The organism is Pseudomonas sp. LPB0260 (assembly GCF_013388395.1).
Genome location: NZ_CP058247.1, coordinates 403,271 through 417,590 on the forward strand (window position 1 = coordinate 403,271; position 14,320 = coordinate 417,590).

At 67.1% G+C, this 14,320-nt stretch carries 12 protein-coding genes; all 12 read left to right on the forward strand.

Annotated elements, in window-relative coordinates; all coding sequences use genetic code 11:
- The first annotated feature begins 212 nt into the window (after positions 1–212).
- The 12 genes from LPB260_RS01725 to nuoL all read left to right on the forward strand — a co-directional run bounded on the left by LPB260_RS01725 (position 213) and on the right by nuoL (position 14,307).
- On the forward strand, positions 213–2,219 hold the full coding sequence (locus LPB260_RS01725) for a PhoX family phosphatase (RefSeq protein ID WP_208706925.1): 2,007 nt from the start codon (positions 213–215) through the stop codon (positions 2,217–2,219).
- A 244-nt stretch (positions 2,220–2,463) separates the two neighbouring features.
- The gene (locus LPB260_RS01730; RefSeq protein ID WP_208706926.1) at positions 2,464–2,877 is read left to right on the forward strand and encodes an NADH-quinone oxidoreductase subunit A; all 414 of its coding nucleotides are present in this window, start codon (positions 2,464–2,466) and stop codon (positions 2,875–2,877) included.
- A 10-nt stretch (positions 2,878–2,887) separates the two neighbouring features.
- Positions 2,888–3,565, forward strand: a complete 678-nt coding sequence (locus tag LPB260_RS01735) for an NADH-quinone oxidoreductase subunit B family protein (protein WP_208706927.1) — start codon at positions 2,888–2,890, stop codon at positions 3,563–3,565.
- A gap of 64 nt (positions 3,566–3,629) precedes the next feature.
- Entirely contained in the window at positions 3,630–5,411 is a 1,782-nt protein-coding gene (gene nuoC / locus LPB260_RS01740; protein WP_208706928.1) for an NADH-quinone oxidoreductase subunit C/D, read from the forward strand.
- A gap of 1 nt (position 5,412) precedes the next feature.
- Positions 5,413–5,913 (forward strand): NADH-quinone oxidoreductase subunit NuoE, encoded by a 501-nt coding sequence (nuoE, locus tag LPB260_RS01745; RefSeq protein ID WP_208706929.1) that lies wholly within the window; start codon positions 5,413–5,415, stop codon positions 5,911–5,913.
- Positions 5,910–7,265 (forward strand): NADH-quinone oxidoreductase subunit NuoF, encoded by a 1,356-nt coding sequence (nuoF, locus tag LPB260_RS01750; RefSeq protein WP_208706930.1) that lies wholly within the window; start codon positions 5,910–5,912, stop codon positions 7,263–7,265. The genes nuoE and nuoF overlap by 4 nt, the downstream gene beginning before the upstream one ends.
- A 94-nt stretch (positions 7,266–7,359) precedes the next feature.
- On the forward strand, positions 7,360–10,089 hold the full coding sequence (gene nuoG / locus LPB260_RS01755; RefSeq protein ID WP_208706931.1) for an NADH-quinone oxidoreductase subunit NuoG: 2,730 nt from the start codon (positions 7,360–7,362) through the stop codon (positions 10,087–10,089).
- On the forward strand, positions 10,086–11,078 hold the full coding sequence (gene nuoH / locus LPB260_RS01760) for an NADH-quinone oxidoreductase subunit NuoH (RefSeq protein ID WP_208706932.1): 993 nt from the start codon (positions 10,086–10,088) through the stop codon (positions 11,076–11,078). The genes nuoG and nuoH overlap by 4 nt, the downstream gene beginning before the upstream one ends.
- A gap of 11 nt (positions 11,079–11,089) precedes the next feature.
- The gene (gene nuoI, locus LPB260_RS01765; RefSeq protein ID WP_208706933.1) at positions 11,090–11,638 is read left to right on the forward strand and encodes an NADH-quinone oxidoreductase subunit NuoI; all 549 of its coding nucleotides are present in this window, start codon (positions 11,090–11,092) and stop codon (positions 11,636–11,638) included.
- 10 nt (positions 11,639–11,648) lie between these two features.
- Entirely contained in the window at positions 11,649–12,158 is a 510-nt protein-coding gene (nuoJ, locus tag LPB260_RS01770) for an NADH-quinone oxidoreductase subunit J (protein ID WP_208710009.1), read from the forward strand.
- Positions 12,155–12,463 (forward strand): NADH-quinone oxidoreductase subunit NuoK, encoded by a 309-nt coding sequence (gene nuoK, locus LPB260_RS01775; RefSeq protein WP_208706934.1) that lies wholly within the window; start codon positions 12,155–12,157, stop codon positions 12,461–12,463. Before nuoJ ends, nuoK begins: the two co-directional genes overlap by 4 nt.
- A complete protein-coding gene (gene nuoL, locus LPB260_RS01780) occupies positions 12,460–14,307 on the forward strand; it encodes an NADH-quinone oxidoreductase subunit L (RefSeq protein ID WP_208706935.1) in 1,848 nt (615 codons plus the stop codon). Before nuoK ends, nuoL begins: the two co-directional genes overlap by 4 nt.
- The last annotated feature ends 13 nt before the right edge of the window (positions 14,308–14,320 follow it).

Here is a 14,320-nt window from a genome sequence, read left to right on the forward strand (position 1 = left end):
CGGTGCAGACAGCGGGAACCCCGCATTCCCACTGAGCACGGTGTAAGGAAACCCCAGCAGAAATGCTGGGGTTTTTCTTTTTCCGCCGCTTGGCGCTCGCCCGGGTGACTGCAGAAGCCTGGTTTTGTCGACCGGGCCACAAGGGCTGTCATCGTTCCGTCGTTTTCCTTGGTTAGCTTCTGGGCTCCGTCGATTAGCCCCAAGGAGCCTCCATGCGCCAGGAAGATGACAACAGCGTGCTGTTCGGTAATGGCGATGAGCTGCCCAGCAACCACTCCAGCAACCCGCACTTCAACCAACTGATCGAGACGCGTCTCGCGCGCCGGCAGGTCCTCGCCGGTGGCGCAGCGCTCGGTGCCCTGGCCTTCTTCGGCGCCGCCGTGCCGGGCATCAGTAGCGCCGCACCAGCGGCCGGCCAGCCACAGTCGACGCCACCATTCAGGCAGCGCAGCAAGCTGCCGTTCAGCGCCGTGGCCGTCAGCCGCGGCGATGACATCAGCGTGCCGGATGGCTACAAGGCCAGCCCGTTCATTCCCTGGGGCACCCCCATCACCGGCAGTTACCCGGCATTTCTCGAGGATGCCAGCAACAGCGCCGAAGATCAGGCGCAGCAGACCGGCATGCACCACGATGGCATGCACTTCTTTCCTATCGATGCCCAGCGCGGCCCCGGTCGCGACAGCGAGCACGGCCTGCTGGTGCTCAACCACGAATACATCGACGTCGGGCTGATCCACCCCAAGGGCCCGACCGTCGTCGATGGCAAGCGGATCAGCGCCGAAGAGGTGCGCAAGGAAATCAACGCCCATGGCGTCTCGGTCGTGGAAATCCGCCGCAACCCGCAAGGCGACTGGGAGGTCCTGCCGAGCGCGCGCAACCGGCGCATCACCGCCGCCACGCCGATGCAGATCCGCGGTCCCGCCCGTGGCCATGCCCTGCTGCGGACCCGCTACAGCCCGGACGGCACGGCCACCCGTGGCACCCAGAACAACTGCGCCAACGGCTTCACCCCCTGGGGCACCTACCTCACATGCGAGGAGAACTGGGCCGGCTACTTCGCCTCCCGCGACACCCAACTGCCGCGTGAGCTGAGCCGCTACGGCCTGCGTGACAGCAGCCGCTACGGCTGGGAGACCCTGGCCGGCGATGAGTTCGAGCGCTTCGATGCAACCCGCAAGGCAGCTAGCGCCGAAGGTGACTACCGCAACGAACCGAATCACTTCGGCTGGATTGTCGAGATCGACCCCTTCGCGCCCGAGTCGGCGCCGGTCAAGCGCACCGCCCTGGGTCGCTTCGCCCACGAGGGCCTGGTGTTCGCCCCGGTCAAGCCGGGCCGGCCGGTGGTGTGCTACTCCGGCGACGACTCGCAGAACGAGTACATCTACAAGTACGTCAGCCGCCACAAGTACCGCCCCGGTCGCAGCGATGGCAGCCTGCTCGATGATGGCACACTCTACGTCGCCCGCTTCGATGGCAACGGCAAGGGCAAGTGGCTGGCCCTGGATATCCACGACAAGCACTTCCAGAGGGCCTGCCTGGCCGCCGGCGTAAGCTTCGCCGACCAGGGCGAGGTGCTGATCAACACGCGCCTGGCGGCCGACATCGTCGGCGCCACCAAGATGGACCGTCCCGAGTGGGGGGCGGTCAACCCGGACAACGGCGAGGTGTATTTCACCCTGACCAACAACAAGTCGCGCAGTGAAACGGACGCCGCCAACCCCCGCCCGGCCAATGCCTATGGCCATATCATCCGCTGGCGAGAGCGCAGCTGGAACTCGGCCGGACGGCGCTTCTCCTGGGACCTGTTCCTGCTCGCCGGTCCGGAAAACGACAGTGTCGGGCCCAACGGCCAGCCACTGGGCGCCGACAACCTGCTGGCCAGCCCGGACGGCCTGTGGTTCGACCCGGAAGGTCGCCTGTGGATCCAGACCGACATGAGCGGCAGCCAGTTGCACAGCGGTCCCTTCGGCAACAACCAGATGCTCGTCGCCGATCCGGCAAGCGGCGAAATGAAGCGCTTCCTGGTCGGCCCGCAGGGCGCCGAGGTCACCGGCATCAGCGCCACCCCGGACTTCCGCACGCTGTTCGTCAATATCCAGCATCCCGGCGAAGGCTCGACTGCCGACAAGCTGCTCAGCACCTGGCCGGACGGTCCCGGCAAGCGGCCGCGCTCGTCCACCCTGGTGATTACCCGCGAGGACGGCCGGCGCCTGCTTTGAGCCACCCTTCGCCACCCGCGATGACCGTCCGGTCATCGCGCCCCGGCGTCCTCCTGCATCAGGGCCGATCGCCGCCCTGCCCACTCGCTGGATCGCCGTCAGCTATCAGCCAAGAAAATCCCCCTGGCAGGCGAAGCAGGCAGAAAGCAACTACCCTTGGCCCATTGGCTGGGATTTTTGCCTGACAACAAGACCGCTGCTCAACCTGCGTATGAACGCCGTTCCTTTCTCTGGGGGTACCGGCATGTCGGAAGCAAGCATCATTTTGTCCCACAACTGGGCGCTGGCCGTCTTTCTCCTCGGCATCGCCGGCCTCTGCGCGTTCATGCTCGGCCTTTCCAGCCTGCTGGGCGGCAAGGCCTGGGGGCGCAGCAAGAACGAACCCTTCGAAGCCGGCATGTTGCCCACCGGCAGCGCCCGCCTGCGTCTCTCGGCGAAGTTCTATCTGGTCGCGATGCTCTTCGTGATCTTCGACGTCGAAGCCCTCTTCCTCTTCGCCTGGGCCGTTTCCGTTCGCGAAAGCGGCTGGGCCGGCTTCATCGAAGCGACTGTTTTCATAGCGATTCTGTTGGCCGGCCTTGTCTATCTTTGGCGAATAGGGGCACTCGACTGGGCGCCCGCGGGACGTCGCGAACGGCAGGCAAAGCTAAGACGATGAGGTTTTGGCGATGCAATACAAACTTACTCGGGTCGACCCGGATGCGCCCAACGAGCAGTATCCGATCGGTCAGCGGGGGAGCGTCTCCGATCCGCTGCTGGACGACCAGGTTCACAAGAACATCTTCATGGGCAAGCTCGAAGAGGTGCTCAATGGGGCGGTGAACTGGGGGCGCAAGAACTCCCTGTGGCCCTACAACTTCGGCCTGTCCTGCTGCTACGTGGAAATGACCACGGCCTTCACCGCCCCCCATGACATCGCCCGCTTCGGCGCCGAGGTCATTCGCGCCTCGCCCCGCCAGGCTGACTTCATGGTCATCGCCGGCACCTGCTTCATCAAGATGGCGCCCGTCATCCAGCGCCTGTACGAGCAGATGCTGGAGCCCAAGTGGGTCATTTCGATGGGTTCCTGTGCCAATTCCGGGGGCATGTACGACATCTATTCCGTGGTCCAGGGCGTGGACAAGTTCCTCCCGGTCGACGTCTACGTGCCCGGCTGCCCGCCCCGTCCCGAGGCCTTTCTGCAGGGCCTGATGCTGCTGCAGGAGTCCATCGGCCAGGAGCGCCGGCCGCTGTCCTGGGTGGTCGGCGACCAGGGGGTCTACCGCGCCGACATGCCCTCGCAGAGAGAGCAGCGGCGTGCCCAGCGCATTGCCGTGACCAATCTGCGCAGCCCCGACGACGTTTGAATCCGGCGGGCCTGCGCCCGCTTAACCGGCTCTTTCCTTGGCTTGACCGATAGCGACCGAGACCATGACTGCAGACAGCGCCCTGTCACCTCCGCCCTACCAGGCCGACACTCAAGACGTCGTCGCCGAGCTGCAAGCGCGCTTCGGCGTCGATGACCTGACGCTGCAGGCGACTCGCACCGGCATGCCGGTGGTGTGGGTGCCGCGTGACAAGCTGATCGAGATGCTCGGCTTTCTGCGCACGCTGCCGCGCCCCTACGTCATGCTCTACGACCTGCACGCCGTCGACGAACGCCTGCGTACCCAGCGCCGCGGCTTGCCACAGGCGGACTTCACGGTGTTCTACCAGCTGTTGTCGATCGAGCGGAACAGCGACCTGATGGTCAAGGTGGCGCTGGCCGAGAACGATCTCGAGCTGCCGACCGCCACCTCGATCTGGCCGAACGCCAACTGGTACGAGCGGGAAGTCTGGGACCTGTTCGGCATCAGCTTCCGCGGCCACCCCCATCTCAGCCGCATCATGATGCCGCCGACCTGGGAAGGTCATCCGTTGCGCAAGGACTACCCGGCGCGCGCCACCGAGTTCGACCCCTTCAGCCTCACCCAGGCCAAACAGCAACTGGAGGAGGAAGCCGCGCGCTTCAAGCCCGAGGACTGGGGCATGCAGCGCCATGGCGAGCACGAGGACTACATGTTCCTCAACCTCGGGCCCAATCACCCTTCGGCCCATGGCGCCTTCCGCATCATCCTGCAACTCGACGGCGAGGAAATCGTCGATTGCGTGCCGGACATCGGTTATCACCACCGCGGCGCCGAAAAGATGGCCGAACGCCAGTCCTGGCACAGCTTCATTCCCTACACCGACCGCATCGACTACCTCGGTGGGGTGATGAACAACCTGCCCTACGTCCTCGCCGTGGAAAAGCTGGCCGGGATCAAGGTGCCGGACCGGGTCGACTTCATCCGCGTGATGCTGGCCGAGTTCTTCCGCATCACCAGCCACCTGTTGTTCCTCGGCACCTATATCCAGGACGTCGGCGCCATGACGCCGGTGTTCTTCACCTTCACCGACCGCCAACGCGCCTACAAGGTGATCGAGGCCATCACCGGCTTCCGCATGCATCCGGCCTGGTACCGCATCGGCGGCGTCGCCCACGACCTGCCCAGGGGCTGGGACGGCCTGGTCAGGGAATTCGTCGACTGGCTGCCCAAGCGCCTGGACGAGTACGAGAAGGCCGCCCTGCACAACAGCATCCTGCGCGGTCGGACCATTGGCGTGGCCCAGTACAACACCCAGGAGGCCCTCGAATGGGGCGTCACCGGCGCCGGGCTGCGCTCCACCGGGCTCGACTTCGACCTGCGCAAGGCCCGCCCCTACTCGGGCTACGAGCACTTCGAGTTCGAGATCCCGCTGGCCCAGAACGGCGACGCCTATGACCGCTGCATCGTGCGGGTCGAAGAGATGCGCCAGAGCGTGCGGATCATCGAGCAGTGCCTGAAGAACATGCCGGCTGGGCCCTACAAGGCCGATCACCCGCTGACCACGCCGCCGCCGAAGGAGCGCACCCTGCAGCACATCGAGACGCTGATCACCCACTTCCTGCAGGTCTCCTGGGGGCCGGTGATGCCGGCCGGCGAGTCCCTGCAGATGATCGAGGCGACCAAGGGCATCAACAGTTACTACCTGACCAGCGACGGCAGCACCATGAGCTACCGCACGCGGATTCGCACCCCGAGCTTCCCCCACCTGCAGCAGATTCCCGCGGTGATCCGCGGCAGCATGGTGGCGGACCTGATCGCCTACCTGGGCAGTATCGACTTCGTCATGGCCGATGTGGACCGCTGATATGAGCCAGAGCGACCTGATCCAAACCGACCGTTTCGCCCTCAGCGCCGGCGAGCGCGCGGCCATCGAGCAGGAGATGCACCACTACGAGGACCCGCGGGCGGCCTCCATCGAGGCACTGAAGATCGTGCAGAAAGCACGCGGCTGGGTGCCCGACGGCGCGGCCGAGGCCATAGGCGCGGTCCTCGGCATTCCGGCCAGCGACGTGGAGGGCGTGGCCACCTTCTACAGCCAGATTTTCCGCCAGCCGGTGGGGCGGCACATCATTCGAGTGTGCGACAGCATGACCTGCTTTATCGGCGGCCATGAGTCGCTGCTGTCTAGTATTCAACAACAACTGGGCATCGGCCTTGGCCAGACCAGCGCCGACGGTCGCTTCACCCTGCTGCCGGTGTGCTGCCTGGGCAACTGCGACAAGGCGCCGACGCTGATGATCGACGACGACACCTTCGGCGATGTGCAGCCCGAGTCCGTCGCCAAACTGCTGGAGGGCTATGCATGAACGCCAAGCTGCTGGCCTCGACCGGCCCGGCCAATCGCATCGCCCGCCCGGAAGCGACCCACCCGCTGACCTGGCGCCTGCGCGACGACGCCCAGCCGGTGTGGCTCGACGAGTATCAGCGCAAGAACGGCTACGCCGCCGCGCGCAAGGCGCTGGGCAAGATGGCCCCGGCCGACATCGTACAGACGGTCAAGGAGTCCGGGCTCAAGGGCCGCGGCGGCGCCGGCTTCCCCACCGGCGTGAAGTGGGGGCTGATGCCCACCGACGAGTCGCTGAACATCCGCTACCTGCTGTGCAACGCGGACGAGATGGAGCCCAACACCTGGAAGGACCGCCTGCTCATGGAGCAGCTGCCGCACCTGCTGATCGAGGGCATGCTGATCAGCGCGCGCGCGCTCAAGGCCTACCGCGGCTACATCTTCCTGCGCGGCGAGTATGTCGACGCGGCGCACATCCTCGAGCGCGCCGTGGCCGAAGCCAAGGCCGCCGGCCTGCTGGGCCGGAACATCCTGGGCAGCGATTTCTCCTTCGAGCTGTTCGTGCACACCGGCGCCGGGCGCTACATCTGCGGCGAGGAAACCGCGCTGATCAACTCCCTGGAGGGGCGTCGCGCCAACCCGCGCGCCAAGCCGCCCTTCCCGGCCGCGGTCGGCGTCTGGGGCAAGCCCACCTGCGTCAATAATGTCGAGACCCTGTGCAACGTGCCGGCGATCATCGGCAACGGCGTCGACTGGTACAAGGGCCTGGCCCGCCCGGGCAGCGAGGACCACGGCAGCAAGCTGATGGGCTTCTCCGGCAAGGTGAAAAATCCGGGGGTGTGGGAACTGCCCTTCGGCATCAGCGCCCGCGAGCTGTTCGAGGACTACGCCGGCGGCATGCGTGACGGCTACCGCCTGAAATGCTGGCAGCCCGGCGGCGCCGGCACCGGCTTCCTGCTGCCGGAACACCTCGAGGCCAGCCTGTATGCCGGCGGCATCGCCAAGGTCGGTACCCGCATGGGCACCGGGCTGGCCCTGGCGGTGGACGACAGCGTGAGCATGCTGTCGCTGCTGCGCAACCTGGAGGAGTTCTTCTCCCGCGAGTCCTGCGGCTGGTGCACCCCCTGTCGCGATGGCCTGCCCTGGAGCGTCAAGCTGCTGCGCGCCCTGGAGCGCGGCGAGGGCCAGGCGGGCGACCTCGAGACCCTGGAGCAGCTGTGCAACTTCCTCGGCCCCGGCAAGACCTTCTGCGCCCACGCGCCGGGGGCCGTCGAGCCGCTGGCCAGTGCCCTGAAGTATTTCCGCGGGGAATTCGAGGCCGGCATTGCCGGCCAGAACACGCCGGCGGGCAGCGCGCAGCTGACCCCGGCATGAAGTTTTTGCGTCGCCCCGGCCACTCACCTGGCCCCGCGACAAACCGTGACGTCCTTAGCCAAGCCCGCTGCGGTGGGTGAGAAGACACGAGACCATGGCCACTATCCACGTAGACGGCAAAGATCTGCAAGTCGACGGCGCTGACAACCTGCTGCAGGCCTGCCTGTCCCTGGGGCTCGACATCCCCTACTTCTGCTGGCATCCCGCCCTCGGCAGCGTCGGCGCCTGCCGCCAGTGCGCGGTCAAGCAGTACAACGACGAGAACGATACCCGCGGCCGCCTGGTGATGTCGTGCATGACCCCGGCCAGCGACAACACCTGGATTTCCATCGAGGATGAAGAGGCCCGGCAGTTCCGCGCCAGCGTGGTGGAGTGGCTGATGACCAACCACCCCCACGACTGCCCGGTATGCGAGGAAGGCGGCCACTGCCACCTGCAGGATATGACGGTGATGACCGGGCACAGCGCTCGGCGCTATCGCTTCACCAAGCGCACCCACCACAATCAGGAACTGGGCCCCTTCATCGCCCACGAGATGAACCGCTGCATCGCCTGCTACCGCTGCGTGCGCTACTACAACGACTACGCCGGGGGCACCGACCTGGGCGTCTACGGCGCCCACGACAACGTCTATTTCGGGCGGGTCGAGGACGCCCCCCTGGAAAGCGAGTTCGCCGGCAACCTGGTCGAGGTCTGCCCGACAGGCGTGTTCACCGACAAGACACACTCCGAGCGCTACAACCGCAAGTGGGACATGCAGTTCGCCCCGAGCATCTGCCACGGCTGCGCCGCCGGCTGCAACATCAGCCCCGGCGAGCGCTACGGCGAGATCCGCCGCATCGAGAACCGCTTCAACGGCTCGGTGAACCAGTACTTCCTCTGCGACCGCGGCCGTTTCGGCTACGGCTACGTCAACCGCCAGGACCGCCCGCGCCAGCCGCTGATGGTGCTGAGCCAGATGAAGATGAGCCTGGACTCGGCCCTCGACCAGGCCGCCGCGCTGCTGAAGAAGCGCAGGGTGATCGGCATCGGCTCGCCCCGCGCCAGCCTGGAGAGCAACTTCGCCCTGCGCCAGCTGGTCGGCGCCGAGCAGTTCTACGCCGGCGTGGACGCTGACGAACTGCAACTGCTGCAGCTGATCCGCGAGGTGCTGCAGAACGGCCCGTTGCCGGTGCCGACCCTGCGCGAGGTGGAAGGCCACGACGCGGTATTCGTCCTCGGCGAGGACCTGACCCAGACCTCCGCACGCCTGGCCCTGACGCTGCGCCAGACGGTCAAGGGCCGGGCCAGGCAGATGGCCGCCGCGATGAAGATCCAGGACTGGCACATGGCCGCAGTGCAGAACGTCGCCCAGGATGCGCTGAGCCCGCTGTTCATCGCCAGCGTCTGCAGCACGCGACTGGATGATGTCGCCCGCGAATGCGCACAGGCCGCACCAGCCGACCTGGCCCGCCTCGGCTTCGCCGTGGCGCACGCCATCGACCCGAACGCACCGGCCGTGGCCGGCCTAGACGCCGAAGCCGCCGCACTGGCCCGGCGCATCGCCGAGGCCCTGCTGGCGGCCGAGCGCCCGCTGATCGTTGCCGGCGCCTCGCTGGGCAGCCGGGCGCTGATCGAGGCCGCCGCCAATATCGCCAGCGCCCTGAAGAACCGCGAGAAAAACGGCTCCATCAGCCTGGTGCTGCCGGAAGCCAACAGCATGGGCCTGGCCCTGCTGCAGGGCGAGGCCCTGTGCAGCCAGTCGCTGGACGCCGCGCTGCAGGCCCTGACCAGCGGCGAGGCCGACGCCCTGGTGGTGCTGGAGAACGACCTCTACCGCCGCGCCGACGCCGCCCGGGTCGACGCCGCCCTGGCCGCCGCCAGGGTGGTAATAGTCGCCGATCACCAGTGGACACCGACCGCCGCCAAGGCGCACCTGTTGCTGCCCGCCGCCAGCTTCGCCGAGGGCGACGGCACCCTGGTCAGCCAGGAGGGCCGCGCCCAGCGCTTCTTCCAGGTCTTCGATCCCACCTATCACGACGGCGACAACCTGGTGCGCGAAGGCTGGCGCTGGCTGCATGCCCTGCACAGCACCCTGCAGAGCCAGGCGGTCGACTGGACCTTGCTCGATCAGGTCACCGCGGCCTGTGCCGCCAGCGTCCCGGCACTGGCCGGCATTCGCGACGCCGCGCCGGACGCCAGCTTCCGCATCAAGGGGCTCAAGCTGTCGCGCGAACCCCATCGCTACAGCGGCCGCACGGCGATGCGCGCCAATATCAGCGTGCACGAGCCGCGCCAGCCCCAGGACCAGGACTCCGCTTTCGCCTTCTCCATGGAGGGCTACTCCGGCTCCGCCGAGACCCGCCAGCAGATTCCCTTCGCCTGGTCGCCCGGCTGGAACTCGCCCCAGGCCTGGAACAAGTTCCAGGACGAGGTCGGAGGCCACCTGCGCGCCGGCGATCCGGGCGTGCGCCTGGTCGAGGCCGCCGGCGTTGCCCTGCCCTGGTTCGCCCCCTGCGCCGCCTTCGCCCCGGCCCAGGGCACGCTGCAGGCGGTGCCCCTGCACCACCTGTTCGGCAGCGAGGAGACGTCCGCCCTCGCCGCGCCGATTCAGGCCCGCGCCCCGGCCCCCTACGTCGCCCTGGCCCGCGAGGAGGCCACGCGCCTGGGCCTGGCGGACGGCGCCCTGCTCAGCCTGAGCCTCGACGGTCGGCCCCTGCGCCTGCCGCTGCAGCTGCGCGATGGCCTCGCGCTCGGCCTGGTCGGCCTGCCCGCGGGGCTGCCCGGGATTCCGCCATCGATCGCTGGCGCGGTGGTGACGGCAATCCGGGAGGCCGGGCAATGAACTGGCTGACGCCCGAGTCGACCGAGATCCTGGTGGCGGTGCTCAAGGCCGTGGTCATCCTGCTCGTGGTGGTGGTCAGCGGCGCCCTGCTGAGCTTCGTCGAACGCCGCCTGCTCGGCTGGTGGCAGGACCGCTACGGGCCCAACCGCGTCGGGCCGTTCGGCCTGTTCCAGATCGCCGCGGACATGCTCAAGATGTTCTTCAAGGAAGACTGGACGCCGCCCTTCGCCGACAAGGTGATCTTCACCCTGGCGCCGCTGATCGCCATGAGCGCCATGCTGATGGCCTTCGCCATCATCCCCATCACCCCGACCTGGGGCGTGGCGGACCTGAACATCGGCATCCTGTTTTTCTTCGCCATGGCCGGGCTGTCGGTCTACGCCGTGCTGTTCGCCGGCTGGTCGAGCAGCAACAAGTACGCCCTGCTCGGCGCCCTGCGCGCCTCGGCGCAGACGGTGTCCTACGAGGTGTTCCTGGCCCTGGCGCTGATGGGCGTGGTGGCCCAGGCGGGCTCGTTCAATATGCGCGAGATCGTCGACTATCAGGCCCAGCACCTGTGGTTCATCGTTCCGCAGTTCTTCGGCTTCTGTACCTTCTTCATCGCCGGCGTCGCGGTCACCCACCGCCATCCCTTCGACCAGCCGGAAGCCGAGCAGGAACTGGCCGACGGTTACCACATCGAGTACGCCGGGATGAAATGGGGCATGTTCTTCGTCGGCGAATACATCGGCATCATCACCATCTCGGCGCTGCTGGTGACCCTGTTCTTCGGCGGCTGGCACGGCCCGTTCGGCCTCCTGCCGCAGATCCCGTTCTTCTGGTTCGCCGCCAAGACCTGCTTCTTCATCATGCTCTTCATCCTGCTGCGCGCCTCGATTCCACGGCCGCGCTACGACCAGGTCATGGCGTTCAGCTGGAAGTTCTGCCTGCCGCTGACCCTGCTCAACCTGCTGGTGACCGGCGCCCTGGTGCTGGCCGCGGCCCAGTAAGGAGGCCCCCCATGTTCCACTACATCAGGCATGTGATCCACGGCACCTTCACCCAGCTGCGCAGCCTGGCGATGATCTTCGCCCACGGCTTTCGCCACCGCGACACCCTGCAGTACCCGGAGGAGGCGGTGTACCTGCCGCCGCGCTACCGCGGGCGCATCGTCCTGACCCGTGACCCGGACGGCGAGGAACGCTGCGTGGCCTGCAACCTGTGCGCGGTGGCCTGCCCGGTCGGCTGCATCTCCCTGCAGAAGGCCGAGGCCCAGGACGGCCGCTGGTATCCGGAATTCTTTCGCATCAACTTCTCGCGCTGCATCTTCTGCGGCCTGTGCGAGGAGGCCTGCCCGACCACCGCCATCCAGCTGACCCCGGACTTCGAGATGGGCGAGTTCAAGCGCCAGGACCTGGTGTACGAGAAGGAGGACCTGCTGATCTCCGGCCCGGGCAAGTACCCCGACTACAACTTCTACCGCGTCGCCGGCATGGCCATCGCCGGCAAGCCGAAGGGCGCCGCGCAGAACGAGGCCGAGCCGATCAACGTGAAAAACCTGCTGCCTTAAGGACGGAATGATGGAACTGGCTTTCTACTTCGCCGCCGGGGTCGCCGTGATGGCCACCTTGCGGGTGATCACCAGCAGCAACCCGGTACATGCCCTGCTGTACCTGATCATCTCGCTGCTGGCGGTCGCCATGGTGTTCTTCAGCCTCGGTGCGCCCTTCGCCGGCGCCCTGGAGATCATCGTCTACGCCGGCGCCATCATGGTGCTGTTCGTCTTCGTGGTGATGATGCTCAACCTCGGCGCCGCCGCCGTCGAGCAGGAAAGACGCTGGCTCACCCCCGGCATCTGGCTGGGCCCGGCCCTGCTTTGTGCCCTGCTGCTCGGCCAGCTGCTCTACGTGCTGCTCGCCGCGCCGAGCAGCGCCGCCATCGGCCAGGTCACGGTGGATGCCAAGACCGTTGGCATCAGCCTGTTCGGGCCCTACCTGCTGGCCGTCGAGCTGGCCTCGATGCTGCTGCTGGCGGCGCTGGTGGCCGCCTATCACCTCGGCCGCCACGAAGCCAAGGATGCGACCCCATGAGCGCGATTCCGATGGAACATGGCCTGGCCCTGGCCGGCGTGCTGTTCAGCCTCGGCCTGGTCGGCCTGCTGGTGCGCCGCAACATCCTCTTCGTGCTGATGAGCCTGGAAGTGATGATGAACGCCGCTGCCCTGGCCTTCGTGGTCGCCGGCGCGCGCTGGGGACAACCCGACGGCCAGGTGATGTTCATTCTGGTGATCAGCCTGGCGGCGGCCGAGGCCAGCATCGGGCTGGCGATCCTGCTGCAGCTGTACCGCCGCTTCAATACCCTGGATATCGACGCTGCCAGCGAGATGCGCGGATGAACCTACTCTTCCTGACCTGCCTGTTCCCGTTGCTCGGCTGGCTGACGCTGGCCTTCAGCCGCGGCCGTTGCTCGGAGAATACCGCGGCGCTGATCGGTGTCGGCTCAGTCGGCCTGTCGGCCCTGACCGCCGCCTGGATCATCTGGCAGTTCGCCAGCGCGCCGCCGCCGGGCGGTGTCTACAGCCAGTTGCTCTGGCAATGGATGGCGGTGGACGGCTTCACGCCCAGCTTCACCCTGTACCTGGACGGCCTGTCGCTGACCATGCTCGGCGTGGTCACCGGGGTCGGCTTTCTCATCCACCTGTTCGCCAGCTGGTACATGCGCGGCGAGGAAGGCTATTCGCGCTTCTTCGCCTACACCAACCTGTTCATCGCCAGCATGCTGTTCCTGGTGCTCGGCGATAACCTGCTGTTCCTCTACCTGGGCTGGGAAGGTGTGGGCCTGTGCTCGTACCTGCTGATCGGCTTCTACTTCAAGCACAGGGCCAACGGCAATGCGGCGCTCAAGGCCTTTATCGTCACCCGCGTGGGCGATGTGTTCATGGCCATCGGCCTGTTCATCCTGTTCTTCCAGCTCGGCACCCTGAACATCCAGGAACTGATGGTGCTGGCGCCACAGAAATACGTCGCCGGCGACACCTGGCTGTGGCTTGCCACCCTGATGCTGCTCGGCGGCGCGGTGGGCAAGTCGGCGCAGCTGCCGCTGCAGACCTGGCTGGCCGACGCCATGGCCGGCCCGACCCCGGTCTCCGCGCTGATCCACGCCGCCACCATGGTCACCGCCGGGGTCTACCTGATCGCCCGCACCCATGGCCTGTTCCTGCTGACCCCGGAAGTTCTCCAACTGGTCGGCATCGTCGGCGGCGCGACCCTGGTGCTGGCCGGGTTTGCCGCCCTGGTGCAGACCGACATCAAGCGCATCCTCGCCTACTCGACCATGAGCCAGATCGGCTACATGTTCCTCGCCCTGGGCGTCGGCGCCTGGAGCGCCGCGATCTTCCACCTGATGACCCACGCCTTCTTCAAGGCCCTGTTGTTCCTCGCCTCCGGAGCCGTGATCAACGCCTGCCATCATGAGCAGAACATCTTCAGGATGGGCGGCCTGTGGCGGAAATTGCCGCTGGCCTACGCCAGCTTCCTCGTCGGCGGCGCCGCCCTGGCCGCCCTGCCGCTGATCACCGCCGGCTTCTATTCCAAGGACGAGATCCTCTGGGAAGCCTTCGCCAGCGGCCACCAGGCCTTGCTCTACGCAGGGCTCACTGGCGCCTTCCTCACCTCGCTGTACACCTTCCGCCTGATCTTCATCGCCTTCCACGGCGAGGCCAAGGTCGAGGCCCATGCCGGCCATGGCGTCGCCCACTGGCTGCCCTTGTCAGTGCTGATCCTGCTGTCGACCTTCGTCGGCGCGCTGATCAGCCCGCCCCTGGCCGGGGTGCTACCGCAGAGCGTCGGCCACGCCGGTGGCGAGGCCAAGCACAGCCTGGAGCTGGCCTCGGCGCTTATCGCCCTGTCCGGCATCGTGCTCGCCGCCCTGCTGTTCCTCGGCCAACGGCGCCTGGTCGGTGCCCTTGCCGCCAGTGCCCCCGGGCGCCTGCTCGGCGCCTGGTGGTTCGCCGCCTGGGGCTTCGACTGGCTCTACGACAAGCTGTTCGTGCGCCCCTATCTGCTGGTCTGCCGGCTGCTCGGGCGCGACCCGATCGACGCCAGCATCGGCGTGCTGCCGCGCCTGGCCCGTGGTGGACATGGCGTCCTGAGCCGCAGCGAAACCGGACAGCTGCGCTGGTACGCGGCGTCCATCGTCGGCGGCGCCGTGCTGGTACTCACCGTCGTGCTGCTGGCCTGACCCGAGCATGAAA